General features: G+C 60.5%; 15 protein-coding genes. 5 read left to right on the forward strand and 10 right to left on the reverse strand.

Going from position 1 to position 15457, the window contains the following annotated elements:
• The first annotated feature begins 194 nt into the window (after window positions 1–194).
• From ACA074_RS21735 to ACA074_RS21745, 3 genes are all read left to right on the forward strand, one after another.
• On the forward strand, window positions 195–1514 hold the full coding sequence (locus ACA074_RS21735) for an MFS transporter (RefSeq protein WP_401271649.1): 1320 nt from the start codon (window positions 195–197) through the stop codon (window positions 1512–1514).
• Window positions 1515–1813: 299 nt separating this feature from the next.
• Window positions 1814–2107: a hypothetical protein gene (locus tag ACA074_RS21740; protein WP_489878851.1), complete on the forward strand. Its 294-nt coding sequence runs from the start codon at window positions 1814–1816 to the stop codon at window positions 2105–2107.
• A gap of 242 nt (window positions 2108–2349) precedes the next feature.
• Window positions 2350–2979, forward strand: coding sequence for a flavin reductase family protein (locus tag ACA074_RS21745; protein ID WP_187678122.1), 630 nt, complete (start codon window positions 2350–2352; stop codon window positions 2977–2979).
• A 4-nt stretch (window positions 2980–2983) separates the two neighbouring features.
• Here the strand turns inward: ACA074_RS21745 and ACA074_RS21750 are convergent, their stop codons facing one another.
• Both ACA074_RS21750 and ACA074_RS21755 read right to left on the reverse strand, forming a co-directional pair.
• Window positions 2984–3226: a hypothetical protein gene (locus tag ACA074_RS21750; RefSeq protein WP_100845234.1), complete on the reverse strand. Its 243-nt coding sequence runs from the start codon at window positions 3224–3226 to the stop codon at window positions 2984–2986.
• 43 nt (window positions 3227–3269) lie between these two features.
• A complete protein-coding gene (locus ACA074_RS21755) occupies window positions 3270–3623 on the reverse strand; it encodes a putative quinol monooxygenase (protein ID WP_187678124.1) in 354 nt (117 codons plus the stop codon).
• 360 nt (window positions 3624–3983) lie between these two features.
• Between ACA074_RS21755 and ACA074_RS21760 the strand changes: the two genes are divergently transcribed.
• Window positions 3984–4913: an AraC family transcriptional regulator gene (locus tag ACA074_RS21760; protein WP_497615232.1), complete on the forward strand. Its 930-nt coding sequence runs from the start codon at window positions 3984–3986 to the stop codon at window positions 4911–4913.
• A gap of 129 nt (window positions 4914–5042) precedes the next feature.
• On the opposite strand, the gene ACA074_RS21765 is transcribed toward ACA074_RS21760, so the two are convergent.
• The 6 genes from ACA074_RS21765 to ACA074_RS21790 all read right to left on the reverse strand — a co-directional run bounded on the left by ACA074_RS21765 (window position 5043) and on the right by ACA074_RS21790 (window position 12514).
• Window positions 5043–6098, reverse strand: a complete 1056-nt coding sequence (locus ACA074_RS21765) for an ABC transporter ATP-binding protein (protein ID WP_401271641.1) — start codon at window positions 6096–6098, stop codon at window positions 5043–5045.
• Window positions 6099–6111: 13 nt separating this feature from the next.
• Window positions 6112–6960 carry an ABC transporter permease gene (locus ACA074_RS21770; protein WP_187678127.1) on the reverse strand — a complete coding sequence of 283 codons (849 nt, stop codon included), beginning with the start codon at window positions 6958–6960 and terminating at the stop codon, window positions 6112–6114.
• Window positions 6957–7865 (reverse strand): ABC transporter permease, encoded by a 909-nt coding sequence (locus tag ACA074_RS21775; RefSeq protein WP_489878848.1) that lies wholly within the window; start codon window positions 7863–7865, stop codon window positions 6957–6959. The genes ACA074_RS21770 and ACA074_RS21775 overlap by 4 nt, the downstream gene beginning before the upstream one ends.
• Before the next feature lie 242 nt (window positions 7866–8107).
• Window positions 8108–9211 (reverse strand): ABC transporter substrate-binding protein, encoded by a 1104-nt coding sequence (locus tag ACA074_RS21780; RefSeq protein WP_187678129.1) that lies wholly within the window; start codon window positions 9209–9211, stop codon window positions 8108–8110.
• Window positions 9212–9428: 217 nt separating this feature from the next.
• The gene (locus ACA074_RS21785) at window positions 9429–10877 is read right to left on the reverse strand and encodes an aldehyde dehydrogenase family protein (protein ID WP_497679343.1); all 1449 of its coding nucleotides are present in this window, start codon (window positions 10875–10877) and stop codon (window positions 9429–9431) included.
• Window positions 10877–12514 carry a 5-guanidino-2-oxopentanoate decarboxylase gene (locus ACA074_RS21790; protein ID WP_497677780.1) on the reverse strand — a complete coding sequence of 546 codons (1638 nt, stop codon included), beginning with the start codon at window positions 12512–12514 and terminating at the stop codon, window positions 10877–10879. Before ACA074_RS21790 ends, ACA074_RS21785 begins: the two co-directional genes overlap by 1 nt.
• Before the next feature lie 159 nt (window positions 12515–12673).
• On the opposite strand from ACA074_RS21790, the gene ACA074_RS21795 reads away from it, so the two are divergent.
• Window positions 12674–13555, forward strand: a complete 882-nt coding sequence (locus ACA074_RS21795) for a LysR substrate-binding domain-containing protein (RefSeq protein ID WP_489878846.1) — start codon at window positions 12674–12676, stop codon at window positions 13553–13555.
• 327 nt (window positions 13556–13882) lie between these two features.
• Here ACA074_RS21795 and ACA074_RS21800 read toward each other — a convergent pair whose 3' ends face one another.
• A complete protein-coding gene (locus tag ACA074_RS21800; RefSeq protein ID WP_497677781.1) occupies window positions 13883–14497 on the reverse strand; it encodes an NAD(P)-dependent oxidoreductase in 615 nt (204 codons plus the stop codon).
• 45 nt (window positions 14498–14542) lie between these two features.
• The gene (locus ACA074_RS21805; protein ID WP_497677782.1) at window positions 14543–15421 is read right to left on the reverse strand and encodes an MBL fold metallo-hydrolase; all 879 of its coding nucleotides are present in this window, start codon (window positions 15419–15421) and stop codon (window positions 14543–14545) included.
• Window positions 15422–15457: the final 36 nt, after the last annotated feature.

Below are 15457 nucleotides of genomic sequence, written 5' to 3' on the forward strand. Positions count from 1 at the left end.
AGCCAACCATTATCCATCTGCCTGAATGAGCAATTTTCCGCTCACCACAATCCAGCCATAAGCGGATTTCCGCTCATTCGATCTCCCCGGCCCCTCTAAACCGCGCCTCCCCCCGTTGGCACAGCTCCTGCTATAGCCCTCGCAGGCTGCGTTTCGACGCGCTCCACAAAAACAATTATACGAAGGATCCTTCAATGGATAACTCCAACGCCCTGCCACTTGGGTCGGCTGCCGTGCCGGCCAAAGAAAGAACCACCGCCAGCCGGATCAAATCGATCTTCAGCGGTTCCGTCGGCAACATGGTCGAGTGGTACGACTGGTACGTGTATGCCGCCTTCTCGCTGTACTTCGCCAAAGCCTTCTTCCCCAAAGGCGACACCACCGCCCAACTGCTGAACACCGCCGCGATCTTCGCCGTGGGCTTTTTGATGCGCCCGATCGGCGGCTGGCTGATGGGGCTTTATGCCGATAAGGTCGGACGCAAGAAAGCGCTGATGGCCTCGGTTTACCTGATGTGCTTCGGCTCGTTGATCATCGCCCTGAGCCCAGGTTATGAAACCATCGGTGTCGGCGCGCCGATCCTTCTGGTATTCGCTCGCTTGCTGCAAGGCCTGTCGGTCGGAGGCGAGTACGGCACCTCGGCGACTTACCTGTCCGAGATGGCGACCAAGGAACGTCGCGGCTTTTTCTCCAGCTTCCAGTACGTGACGCTGATCTCCGGCCAGCTCATCGCCCTCGGCGTACTGATCGTGCTGCAGAACTTCCTCACCACCGAAGAGCTGTATGCGTGGGGCTGGCGTATTCCGTTCGCCATCGGCGCACTGTGCGCAGTCGTTGCGCTGTACCTGCGTCGTGGTATGGAAGAGACCGAATCGTTCACCAAAAAAGAGAAAGCCAAGGAAAGCGCCATGCGCACCTTGATGCGTCACCCCAAAGAACTGCTGACCGTGGTCGGCCTGACCATGGGCGGTACGCTGGCGTTCTACACCTACACCACCTACATGCAGAAATACCTGGTGAACACCGTCGGCATGAGCATCTCCGACTCGACCACCATTTCTGCCGCCACGCTGTTCCTGTTTATGTGCCTGCAACCGATCATCGGTGGCCTGTCCGATAAAATCGGCCGTCGTCCGATCCTGATCGCCTTCGGCGTGTTGGGGACGATCTTCACCGTACCGATCCTGATGACCCTGCACACCATCCAGACCTGGTGGGGTGCGTTTTTCCTGATCATGGCGGCGCTGATCATTGTCAGTGGCTACACCTCGATCAACGCAGTGGTGAAAGCCGAACTGTTCCCGACCGAAATCCGCGCCCTGGGCGTCGGCCTGCCGTACGCACTGACCGTTTCGATCTTCGGTGGCACCGCCGAATACATCGCGCTGTGGTTCAAGAGCATTGGCATGGAAACCGGTTACTACTGGTACGTGACCGCATGCATCGCAGTGTCGTTGCTGGTGTACATCACCATGAAAGACACCCAGAAACATTCGCGGATCGTGACTGACTGATAGTTACGCAAGATCAAAAGATCGCAGCCTTCGGCAGCTCCTACAGGAGGCTGTCGGGGCTGCGATTTTTGTTTTATGGCCGATTAATCACCGGTTAATGCTGCCTCTGCATCCTGTGCTCACCTGATCGATGACCTGCGCGACGTTCGCTCCCGATGATGGAAGCCATTTAATGCGTCGCCGTTAACATCTAGTTAATCGATAGTTTTTAGCATTAATTTGCGCTTTTTAATCAATTTAGTTGGCGTAGCATTAAACCCATGCAAGACACACCCGCCAACGAATCTGGAGTAACGAACATGAAAACCAAACTGATCCTCGCCCTGACCCTGTCCGTACTGGCCGCCAACACCTTTGCCGCTGATGGTTTTGATCGCACTGGCTCGGCCGTTGCTGCCGATGGTTATGACCGCACCGGTTCCGCCACTGTCGCCGCTGATGGCTACGACCGCACCGGCTCGGCCACTGTCGCTGAAGACGGCTTTGATCGCACCGGCTCCGCTACCTTCGCTGAAGATGGTTACGACCGCACCGGTTCCGCCACTTTCGCCGCTGACGGCTACGACCGCACCCAATCCGCTTCGATCAGCTGATTGCTGTTGTAAAGCGCACAGCCCGGCTTCGGCCGGGCTTAGTCATTTCTGGGGAATGGAAAAGGTCTGGAATGCACACGATCCCCTGTGGGAGCGAGCCTGCTCGCGAAGGCGGTAGCCCATTCAACATTGATGTCGACTGAAGAGCTGTCTTCGCGAGCAGGCTCGCTCCCACAATTGATCTTCAACGGCCGGACTTGCACTATTGCTCTCTGACCAATGCCCTTCCTGGATTCCAAGCCATGCCCGATGACATCCACTTCTACGAACCCGCCAACGGCCACGGCCTGCCCCACGATCCGTTCAACGCCATCGTCGGCCCCCGCCCTATCGGCTGGATCTCTTCACAGGATGCCAACGGCCAGTTGAACCTGGCGCCGTACAGTTTCTTCAACGCCTTCAACTACATTCCACCGATCATTGGTTTTTCCAGCGTCGGGCGCAAAGACAGCCTGAACAACATCGAACAGACTGGCGAGTTCGTCTGGAACCTCGCCACCCGCCCGCTGGCCGAGCAGATGAATCAGAGCTGTGCGATGGTCGCGCCTGAGGTCAACGAGTTTGAATTGGCAGGACTGACGACGGTGGCGTCAAAGGTGATTTCAGTGCCACGGGTCGCCGAAAGCCCGGTGTCCTTCGAGTGCAAGGTCACCCAGATCATTCAGTTGCAGCGCGCCGATGGCGAGACGGTGCCGAGCTGGCTGATCCTCGGCGAAGTGGTCGCCGTGCATATCGCCAAGTGGCTGTTGAAGGATGGGATTTACGACACCGCCGCGGCAGAACCGATTCTGCGCGGCGGTGGGCCGGCGGACTATTTTCAGTTGGGGCCTGAAGCCCTGTTCAAAATGTGGCGACCGGGTGCCGTCAAATAACTGATTACCAGATCAGCTCGGCGTCTTCAGTGACGCCCTTGAGGCGGTCCAGCTCATTGATGGCGGCCTCATCGGCAGCGATGGCGCCGGGAAACACTTGGTCACCCAGCAGTTTGTGAAAGCGTGGCGCACCGCCATCGACCAGGGCCTTGACCGCGATTGCCGCGTGATAGCCCTTGTTGCCACCCAACTCGACGGGGACGACTGCGGAGACTGCTTCGAAGTGTTCGAACTCTTTACGTGCCATGTCATACATCCCGGCTCAGACAAATAAGCCGGATATTAAACCCTCAACCGGCGAGTTTGTGTACCGGTGCCGAACACTGGCCGAGAGCCTGCGCCGCAGAGACTTCTTTGAAAGTGTGGAAATCCAGACTGTTGACCACCAACTCCTGCACCAGCTCGGCGAAGATTTCCATCGACGGACTATTGAAGTACGCGGTCATCATCTGTTGATTGCTCCAGAAACCGGAGACCAGCCACAACTCGGGATCACACTGCGAATGCTGCAAGGCAAAGCTCAGGCAACCGGGGGCGGCGCGAGACGGTTCGATCAGCGCGCTCAGGCGTACACCGAGTTCCGCCGAGCGCCCGGCACGCGCTCGGACGAAGGCCATATGACTGACGGGAATCTGCTTGGACATTGTTCAACCCTCCCAGGGAGTCGCGTGGCAGCCAGCGGACGGGCTGCGACAGGATCAAAGGTTAAGGGCCGCGCGCCAGACGCCGTTAGTCGATTCCTGCCGTCGCGTTGCACAATCCTGCGAAAGTAGTTGCAACACCGTCACACAGGCTTTGTGTAGGAGCTGCCGAAGGCTGCGATCCTTTGACCTTTAAAAATCAAAAGATCGCAGCCTTCGGCAGCTCCTACAGGGTTCGACGACAAATCAACGCCGCGACCCCGTGCAGAATCAGGCAAGCATTTCGCAGAATGCGTCTACCGCTCTCGATTGCACAAACATATGCTCTGCTCCATTCCACCTCCCTTGCCGAGGATGCCGTGCATGACGTCATTCGATCGTTTTCAAGCCGAACCCACCGCAGACATGGAAAAGCAGCGCGCGGAACTCGCGGCGATCATCCGCCGTAACACCACGGACGATGGTAGTTACGCCACCGCTGTCGGTTCGCTGTTCATGTCGCGCCATACCCGATCCCACGACTTCGCCCCGGTGCTGGCGCAACCGGCGCTGTGCATCATGGCCCAGGGGCGTAAAGAGGTGCGGCTGGCGGATGAATTCTTCAATTACGACCCACTGAATTACCTGGTGGTCTCGGTATCGATGCCGTTGAGCGGGCGCGTGGTCAATGTCTCGCCAGAGGACCCGATCCTCGCCGTGCGCCTGGATATCGACCCGGCGGAAATCACCGCGCTCATCGCCGACGCTGGTCCCCTGGGCGTGCCGACCCGGCCGACCGGACGCGGTTTGTACGTCGAAAAAATCGACAGCGCCATGCTCGACGCCGTGCTGCGCCTGGCGCGTTTGCTCGATGCGCCAAAAGACATCGCCATGCTCGCGCCGCTGATTCGCCGGGAGATCCTCTATCGCCTGCTGCGCAGTCCGCAGGGCCATCGTTTGTATGAAATCGCGATTGCCAACAGCCAGAGCCATCGCATCAGCCAAGCGATCAAATGGCTCAACGGCAACTTCGAACAACCGCTACGCATTGATGATCTGGCCAAAGAAGTGAACCTCAGCGTGTCGACATTGCATCACCGCTTCAAGGCGATGACGGCGATGAGTCCGTTGCAGTATCAGAAGCAATTGCGCCTGCAAGAGGCGCGGCGCTTGATGCTGGCCGAAGGGCTGGAAGCTTCGGCGGCGGGGTATCGGGTGGGGTATGAGAGTCCGTCGCAGTTCAGCCGTGAGTACAGCCGCTTGTTCGGCGCGCCGCCGTTGCGGGATCTGGCGCGGTTGCGGCAGTCAGTCTGATCCAGACATTGCGCTGTATCGACCGACGCTTTCGCGAGCAGGCTCGCTCCCACATTGAATCTGTGATCGACACAAATCCCCTGTGGGAGCGAGCCTGCTCGCGAAGAGGCCGGAATGAACAAAACCGGATCAAGCCCCCAACACCCGACACGCCTCCACCGGCAGCGTCACCGACACCGGATGCCCGATCCCCAAGCCGATCCCCTGACACGGTGTACTCAACGCCGTAAACGTCACCCCAGAACACTCCACCGTGGTTTCGATGGTCGCGCCGATATCGCGCACAAACGTCACTTTGCCCAGCAACCGGTTGCCCGCCGTTGCCTGCGCTGGCGACAGTTGCAGGTCTTCCGGACGAATCAGCATTTTCAACTTCTGCCCGACCACGATGCTGCTGCAGATCGGCACTTGCAATGCGTCACCACCCGGCAAACTGACCATGCCATCGCCCAGCGCGGTGGCCGGGAAAATGTTGCCCGAACCGATGAAGTCAGCGACGAATTCGTTGGCCGGATGCCGGTAGATTTCAATCGGCGTACCGACCTGCTGCACCTTGTGCTCGCCCAGCACCACGACGATGTCGGCCATGGTCATCGCTTCGCGCTGATCGTGGGTGACCATGATCGTGGTGATGTTCAGGCGTTGTTGCAGTTGGCGGATTTCCACCTGCATCGATTCGCGCAGCTTGGCGTCGAGCGCCGACAGCGGTTCGTCGAGCAAGAGGATTTTCGGATGCGAGGCAATCGCCCGGGCAATCGCCACGCGTTGGCGTTGGCCGCCGGAGAGTTTGGCCACCGGACGGTCGATCATCGCCTGCAACTGGATCAGCTCAAGCAGTTCAACCACCCGTGCCTGCTGATCGGCCTTGCTGACGCCGCGCAGTTTCAGCGGGTAAGCGATGTTTTCGCCGACAGTCATGTGCGGGAACAGCGCCAGCGACTGGAACACCATGCCGAAGTTGCGCAGGTGCGCCGGGGTGTGGGCGATGTTTTCGCCGTCCAGGCGAATCTCGCCGCTGGTGAGGGTTTCCAGCCCGGCGATCATCCGCAGCAAAGTGGTTTTGCCGCAGCCCGAAGGGCCGAGAAAACACACCAGTTTGCCTTCCGGCAAATGCAGATTGACGTCTTTGACCGCGCAAGCCGAGCCGTAGAATTTCTCGACGTTTTCCAGAATCAGACCAGTCATGTTGCACCTCAAATCAAAAGGAAACGCCGCCCTCGCCCACCAGCTTCTCCAACGCCCAGATCAGGACGAAGTCGATCAGCACGATCAGCACGGCAAACGAGAACACGGTAGGGTCGAGCGATGACACGGTGCGGCTGTACATCCAGATCGGCACGGTCATGACGTCGATGGTGTAGAGGAAATAGGTCACGGTGAATTCGTTGAACGAGACGATGAACGCCAGCAGCATGCCCGCCAGAATCCCCGACTTCATCAACGGCACCACCACATCGACAATCGCCCGCAATGGCGAGGCGCCGAGCATCTGCGCCGCTTCTTCGACTTCGCTGCCGATGGAAAGCATCGCGGCGGTGCAGTTCTTCACCACAAACGGCAACGCCAAAATCACGTGGGCAATCACCAGACGCGAGGTGGTCATGTGGAACGGCAGGCTGTCGAACACCAACAGCAACGCCAGCCCCAACACCACCATCGGAAACACCAGCGGTAGCGACATCAGTTGCAGCGCCACGGCTTTGCCGCGGAATTCGCAACGGGTCAGTGCATAGGCGGCCGGCACCGCGATCAGCGTGGCGAAGATCATGGTCAGGCAAGCCACCAGCAGGCTGGTGCCCATGGCCTGGCCGAGGCTCAGCACATCGCTGGCGTCCGGCGAGACAAAGGTGTGCCAGGCCGCTTTGTACCATTGCAGGCTGTAGCTGCTCGGCGGAAAGTCGAGGTTCGACGCACCGCTGAACGACATCACGATCATGGTCAGGATCGGCAACACCGCCAGCAGCAGAATGAACCCGGAAAGGATGCCGGCGAACTTGCCCGTGTCGCCGGGCAACAGCGACTGACGCTTCTTGAACAGGACACTCATTGCGAAGCCTCCAGCAAACGCCGACGACGGCCGGTGATGTATTCGGACAGGGTCATGATCGCCAGTGTGGTGATGATCAGCACCACCCCGGCGGCGGAGGCGGCAGGCCAGTTCATCAGCGGGGCGATCTGGTCATGCACCATCACCGCGAGCATCGGCACGCGCCGACCACCGAGCAGTAACGGCACGACAAAGCTGCTGGCGTTGTAGGCGAACACCAGTGTCGCGCCGGTGATGATGCCCGGCAGGCTCATCGGCAACACCACTTGGCGGAACACCTGGAAGCGGCTGGCACCGAGGGTGGCGGCGGCCTCTTCGTAGCTGCGGGCGACGCCGCGCATGGCGCTGGCAATCGGCAACACCGCGAGGGGAAACGCCGTCTGCACCAGGCCCATCAACACACCGTTCTGGTTGTACAGCAGCATGATCGGCCGTTTGATCAGACCCAGGCCCATAAGCGCCTGGTTCAACATGCCGCCGGGGCCGAGAATCACCAGCCAGCCATAGCTTTGCAGCAACAGATTGACCAGCAATGGCAGCAGCACCGCCGCGAGAAAAATCCGCCGCAGAAAGGGCGAAGTCAGCCGCGACATGGTGTACGCCACCGGGATCGCCAACACCACGGCAATCACCGCGCTGATCAGGGCCAGCCGCAGGGTCAGCAGCAAGGATTTGAGGTAATAGGGTTCGAGCAATTGCGCGTAACTGGCCAGGCTGAAACCCGACCACTCCGCGCCTTTGGTGCCAACGCTCATGCGCAGCACCAGCAGGCTCGCGGCAATCAGCACACCAAGAAACAGCATCGACGGGGTGAGGAAAAACCACGCCCGGGCAGTCGGCGAAATACCGCCCGCCGGACGCACGTCGCCGGCGCCAACCGGTTGGGTCAGGGATTGATGTTCCATAGCAATGATCTCGTCAATGGAAAGCGAATATCCCAAGCTCCACCATTTCCCTGTGGGAGCGAGCTTCTGTGGTGAGGGGATTTATCCCCGACCGGCTGCGAAGCAGTCGCAAAACCACCGTATGCGGAACATTTGATGCACCGTATTTGCTGATCTTGGGGCAGTTGCGCTACCCATCGGGGATAAATCCCCTCGCCACAGGGCCCGCTCCCACAGAGATTGCGGTGTTTGGGAGGACGGCGTCAGGAAGAAAAGATTTCCGTATAGCGACGAATCCATTGGTCATGCACGGTGGCCAGGAAGGCGTTGTCGTGCATGATCGCCTTCTCGGCAATCTGCTCCGGCGTCAGGATGTACGGGCTCTTGCGCGCTTCGGCAGAGATGATCGCCTTGGCGTTGACCGGGCCGTTGAAGATGTCTTCGGCCATCTTGCCCTGCACCAGCGGGTCGAGAGAGTGGTTGATAAAGGCGTAAGCCAGATCAGTATCGCCCGGACGATTCTTCGGCATCACCGAGAGCATCAGGTCGGTGTAGAAACCTTCCTTCATGCCGAACGTGGCACCCAGACCATAGTTCGGATCGCGGATCTGCTTGGGGAAAAACGCCGGGGCGTAGAGGCCGCCCATGTCCAGCGAACCGGTACGGAACAGCTCGGCAATCTGGTTAGGGTTCTCGCCCAGGGTGATCACGCGGTCCTTGAGTTCGGCGAGTTTTTTGAAGCCCGGCTCGATGTTGTGCTCGTCACCACCGGCCAGTTTGGCGGCGATGATGATCAGGTCCATCGCCTCGGTCCAGTTCGGTGGCGGGAGGAAAATGTTAGGCGCCAGATCGGCGTCCCACAACGCAGCGTAACTGTCCGGCGCTTCTTTCAACGTGCGGGTGCTATAGACCAGACTGTTGCACCACAACAGATAACCGATGCCGTGACCGTTGGCCCCGGTGCGGTATTTTTCCGGTACGTCGACCAGATTGGGAATGCGATTGAGGTCGGGTTTTTCCAGCAGCCCGGCGGCGGCCAGGCCTTCGGCGCCGACGCCGGCCAAGGTGATGATGTCGTATTGCGGACGGTCACCACCGGCCTTGAGTTTGGCGACCATTTCCGAGGTGCTGCCGGTGCGGTCGGCGATCACCTTGGCGCCGGTCTTGGCCTCGAAGGTCGCGGCAATATTGCGCAGTGCGGCGAGGCCGGTGTCATCCGACCAGGTCAGCAAACGCAGAGTCTTGCCGGCAAAACGCGTGTCGCTGGCGCTGGCCCGGATGAAGGGCATGCTCATGGCCGCTGCGGCCACGGACGCCACGCCGACGGTTTTAATGAATTGACGCCTGTTCAGATCGTGCTCGCCCATGAAGGACTCCCTTTGTTCTTTTAAGTATGAGGTTGGTCGCAACCGTTGCATCCGCGCGGCCGGTTCGGCTCAAAGCCCCGTTTTCAAAGGGCTTGAGCGCTGCCGACGGGTTCATCCTGAGGTCGTGCAAAACACCTGACTATCGATAAAAACTCATTGAAGCCATGACGCCGACGCATGCCTCGTTGCGAGGCATGCGCTCACCTTTTTCGGGCGTTCAGAGCGCCCGGATCACGTGTTTGATTTCCTGAAACGCCGCCAGCCCCCATGGGCCCAATTCGCGGCCGATGCTGCTCTGCTTGTAACCGCCCCACGCCGTTTGCGGGAAGATCACTTGCGGCGCGTTGAGCCACACCAGCCCCGCCTGCAGGGCGTTGGCGACACGGTCAGCGGTCTCGGTGTTACGCGTCACCACACTGGCGACCAGACCGAACTGACTGTCGTTGGCCAGCGCGATGGCCTCGGCTTCACTGCTGAAACTGCGCACGCACAACACCGGGCCGAAAATCTCTTCACACCACAACGCACTGTCGAGGGGCACGTCGGTGAAGATCGTCGGCTGCAAAAAATAGCCGCGCGGTAGATCGGCGGGACGATTGCCGCCGCAAATCAGCTTCGCCCCGGCACTCAACTCACGGTCGATGTGGCCCAGCACGCGCTGGTACTGCGCCTGATTGACCAAAGCGCCCATTTCCACGTCCGGATCAAACGGCTCGGCCACACGGATTTTTTCCGCACGGGCCTTCAGACGCAGGAGGAACTCATCCGCCAGTTCATCGGCGACCAATACGCGGCTGGTGGCCGAACACATCTGCCCGGCGTTGAAGAACCCGCCACCGCACGCCAGCTCCACCGCCAGATCGAGATCGGCATCTTCGAGCACCAACAACGAGGATTTACCGCCCAGTTCCAGGCTCACGCCTTTCACGGTTTCGGCGGCGCGCTGCATCACCTGCACACCGACGGCGTTGCTGCCGGTGAAGGAAATCTTGGCGATACGCGGATCCGCCGACAGCGGCGCACCGACCGCCAGCCCGGTGCCGCAAACCACGTTGAACACGCCTTTGGGCAGGCCGGACTCGGCAATGATCGCCGCCAGTTCCAGCTCCGGCAGCGGCGTGACTTCCGACGGCTTGAGCACCACGCAGCAACCGGCAGCCAGGGCTGGCGCGAGCTTCCAGGCAGTGGTGACCATCGGGAAATTCCACGGCACGATCAGCCCGACCACGCCGCACGGCTCGCGACGCAGGCGTGCGCTGAAATCATCGCTGGGCAGCGGCACATTGCTGTCCTGTTTGCCATCGAGTCCTTCGGCCAACTCGGCGTAGTACTCGAACGTGGCGATCACATCGTCGACGTCGATGGCCGCTTCGAATTGCGGTTTGCCGTTGTTGCTCGACTGCAATTTCATCAGTTGGTCACGACCGTTGCGCACGCCATTGGCGATGTTGCGCAGGATCGCGCCACGCTCCGCGCCGCTGGTTTTCGACCAATCCTTGAACGCTTCGACGGCGGCGGTCACCGCGTGTTCGACCGCCAGCTCATCACCGCCATTGACCGTGGTCAGCAGCGCTTCAGTGGCCGGGTTGATCACCCGCAAATGCTCGCGGCCGGCGGACCATTGGCCGTTGATGTAGAGGCCATCGAGTGTGGTGGGGAAATTGATCATTTGGCCACCGCCTGCATCCAGTGGTTCTGATCGATTTCAATCACGGTCGGGCCTTGGCGGTCGGTTGCGGCACGCAGCGCAGCGCGCAGTTGTTCTACCGAGCTGATCGCTTCAGCCGCGCAACCCAGGGCCTTGGCCACACCGATGAAGTCCGGTGTGTAGATGTCGACACCGACCGGTTCAATGGCGCGGTTGACCATGTACTTCTTGATCTCTTCGTAACCCTGGTTATTCCACAGCAGGACGATCACCGGCGTGCGCGCTTCGACGGCGCTGGCCAGTTCCGGCAGGGTGAATTGCAAACCACCGTCGCCGATCAGGCACACCACTGGCGGGCGCGCACCTTTGTCGGAATGGCCACCGAGCCATGCACCGATGGCCGCCGGCAAGGCGTAGCCGAGGGTGCCGTAACCGGTGGATGAGTTGAACCAGCGGCGCGGGCGCTCCGGGTTGAAGGTGAGGTTGCCGGTGTACACCGGTTGCGTGGAATCGCCGACGAACACGGCGTCCGGCAATTCGTGCAGAACGGTTTCGAGGAACCGGGTCTGAGCCAGCGTCGGTGCATCCCAAGTGGCGGCCAGCTCATCGCGCAGACGCGCAGCACGCACCTGCCCCCAATCGTTGCGCCGCTCGGCCAAGGACTTGTGCGACAACGCGCTGAGCAGCGCTTGTGCGGCGTTGCGCGAATCGGCGACCAGCGCCACATGCGGCGGATAGTTGCGCACGGTCTGATCGGCGTCGATGTCGATGCGCAGCAGCTTGCCGGGAATCTCGAAACCGCCGGCGAAAGTGACGTCGTAATCGGTCTCGGCCAGTTCGGTGCCGATCGCCAACACCACGTCGGCATCGGCGACCAGTGCGCGGGTCGCGACCAGACTCTGCGTCGAGCCGATCAACAGCGGATGGCTGGACGGCAACATGCCTTTGGCGTTGATGGTCAGCGCGACCGGGGCGTCGAGCAGTTCGGCCAGTTCAGTCAGCTCGGCGGCGGCATCGATAGCACCGCCACCGGCGAGGATCAGCGGACGCTGTGCGCCGGCGAGCAGCTCGGTCATGCGGCTCACAGCGGCTGGAGCGGCACCGGCGCGATCGATATTGACCGGGATGCTGGCGAGCAGCTCATCGGCGTTTTCCACCAGCACGTCCAGCGGAATTTCAATGTGCACCGGACGCGGACGACCGGCCTGGAACAGGGCGAAGGCGCGAGCCAACACAACCGGCAATTCCGCCGCCGACATCAAGGTATGGGAGAACGCCGCGACGCCAGCGACCAGCGCGCTCTGGTTCGGCAATTCGTGGAGCTTGCCGCGACCGCCGCCCAACTGACTGCGCGACTGCACACTGGAGATCACCAGCATCGGGATCGAGTCGGCGTAAGCCTGGCCCATCGCCGTGGTGATGTTGGTCATGCCCGGGCCGGTGATGATGAAGCACACGCCCGGCTTGCCACTGGTGCGCGCGTAGCCGTCGGCCATAAACCCGGCGCCCTGCTCATGCCGTGGCGTGACATGGTTGATGCTCGAACGGGCCAGCCCGCGATACAGCTCCACGGTATGCACCCCGGGAATGCCGAACACCTGCTCGACCCCGTAACCTTCGAGTAACTTGACCAGTACTTCGCCACACGTCGCCATGTCATTGCCCTTCTTGTTCGTTTGAGACGCCGGGCCTGCGCTGTGTTTATGATGCGCGGGCAAGCCCAGGGATGGCCTCATTGGAACGGGCGACACCTAGCCGCAACAATGGATAAAAAATCATACTAGCCATGTCCTCACGTCATACCTCGGATCGCCATGAAACGAATGCCACCCTTGCCCGCGCTGCATACCTTTCTGATTACCGCGCAGTGCTGCAACTTCACCCGGGCGGCCGAGCAGTTGCACATCACCCAGGGTGCGGTGAGCCGGCAGATCGCCGGGCTTGAGGATCATCTGGGTTATGAATTGTTTATCCGCCAGGCCCGTGGTCTGGAACTGACGGCCGAGGGTCGCGAATGGCTGCCGCGCGTGGAAAAGGTGTTCGGCTTGATCAGCGAAGCCACCGAGCAGATCGGTCTCAAGCGTGAAACCCTGCAAATCAAGGCCCCAAGCTGTGTGATGCGCTGGCTGGTGCCGCGCCTGTTGCAATGGCAGAAAGAGCGCCCGGATGTACCGGTCAAACTGACCACCACCCTGGCCCACGGCGTGGATTTTGCGCGCGAGCCATTCGATGCCGCCGTCATTTATGGCACGCCACCGGACAACTCATCGACCGCCCTGCATCTGTTCGATGAGCAACTGACACCGGTCTGTTCGCCCGCGCTATTGCAAGGCCCTCCGGCGTTAACCACACCGGCGGATCTGCAACACCATCTGCTGCTGCATCCGACCCGCGATACCCAGGACTGGACGGCGTGGCTGACCGCCGCCGAGCAGCAATTGAACAACGTCAACACGGGCCAGCATTTCGAGACGCTGGATCAGGCAATGTCGATGGCGTCGCACGGGACGGGGGTGGCGATCGGGGACTGGTCGCTGATCGGCGACGACCTGCGCGCCGAAAGACTGGTGATGCCGTTCGAGCTGAAGGTGAAGACGGGATTGGCGTATTACGTGGTGGTGCCGCAGGGCGGAGAACCGTCGCCGCTGCTGGAGGAGTTGATGATCTGGCTGGTGGAGCAGGCGCATTTGCGTTGAGGCCTTTCCCCTCACCCTAGCCCTCTCCCGAAGGAGAGGGGACCGATCGGGGGATGCTCAAGAAGTACGCCGACCTGAACGTGCTCTGCCGAATCCATAATCGGCTCGATCCCTCAGGTCGATGTATCCCGCAAGACACCTCGGTCGGCTCCCTCTCCCGAATCCATAATCGACTCGATCTTTCAGGTCGATGTATCCCGCAAGACACCTCGGTCGGCTCCCTCTGCCGAATCCATAATCGGCTCGATCCCTCAGGTCGATGTATCCCGCAAGACACCTCGGTCGGCGCCCTCTCCCTCCGGGAGATGGCTGGGGTGAGGGGGGCTGTCAGTACCCGACCGTAAACCGCTGCCGCGAATGTTTCGGCGCTTCCACTTCGTCGATCAACGCAATCGCGTAATCGGCAAAAGTGATCCAGCTGCGCCCTTCTCCACTCACCAGCAAATGATCCTTGCCGACACGGAACGTACCGCTGCGCTCACCTTCGACAAACTCCGCCGACGGCGACAGAAAACTCCAGTCCAATTCCTTTTCCTGACGCAACGCCTCAAGAAACGCCGCACCGGCGCTGGCCTCGGTTTTGTACTCGGCCGGGAAACCTGCGCTGTCGATAACCCGAGTGTCGTCCGGCAACAACAGCGAACCGGCACCGCCGACCACCAACAGGCGTTTCACACCCGCCTGCTTCACTGGCCCGACAATCGCGCTGGCCGGCACCGTCGCGAAATGCGCGGCGGTGATCACCACATCATGACCGGCGACGGCATCTTGCAGCGCCACCGAATCCAGCACATCGACATTCTTGCTGACCACACCGGCACGGGCGCCGATCTTCGAGGTGTCCCGGGCGATGGCGGTAACGCTGTGGCCGCGACGCAGGGCTTCTTCCAGCAGTTGGCTACCGGCACGACCGGTGGCACCGATGATTGCGATCTTGCTCATGACATTCTCCAGTTGGCTTGAGAGTGCTGCGTTTTCAGAATCGGGTTACCACTGCATTTCGCCTTTGGCGACTTTGGCGCTCAGCTCCAGCGAGCTTTCCTCGCCCAGCTTCGGGTAGCGTTTTTTCATTGCCGCGATCAGGGCGGCGGAATCCTTGGCCTTGGCGGTTTCTGCATCGAACGCTTTGATGTAATCGGCGGTGAATTTCACGCTGGCCAGCGAACGGCTGCTGTTACCCAGGTAATGACCCGGCACCACGGTGTTCGGCTTCAGGGTTTCGATTGAATGCAGGGTTTCCAGCCAGTCGGCGTGGGATTGTGCGGTCTGGGTGTCGGCCATCCAGATGTGGATGTTCTCGGCAACGACAACGCCACCAACCACGGCTTTGAGCGAAGGAATCCATACAAAGCTGCGATCCGGTTGTTTGCCCGCAAGCCCGATCACCTGCAACTTCTGCCCTTCGAGCATCAGGCTGTCGCCCTTGAGCACGCCCGGCACGATGGTTTTCGCCGGTACGTCGGCGCCCATTTTCGGGCCCCAGAACGCCAGTTTGCCTTCGACGGTTTTGTTGATGTGATCAACGGTCGGCTGCGAAGCCAGCACCTTTGCATCGGGGAAGGCTTTGGTCAGGGTGTCGAGGCCGAAGTAGTAATCCGGGTCACCGTGGCTGATGTAAATGGTGGTCAGGTGCTTGCCGCTGGCGCGGATCTTTTGCACCACTTGCTCTGCCTGGGATTTACCGAATTGTGCATCGACCAGGATTGCGTCTTTTGCGCCGCTGACCAGCACCGAGGTCACCGGAAAAATGGCGTTGGTGCCCGGGTTGTAGACATCGAGGGTCAGGTTGGCAGCCGCTGCGTGGGCAGCAAAACCGAGGGAAGCGGTGGCGAGGAGTACGCGTTTGATTACAGTGAAACCGATCATCTGTTGCTCCAGTGTCCGAATGCCGTGTCTGGCGAT

This window comes from Pseudomonas sp. LBUM1655 (assembly GCF_059716085.1).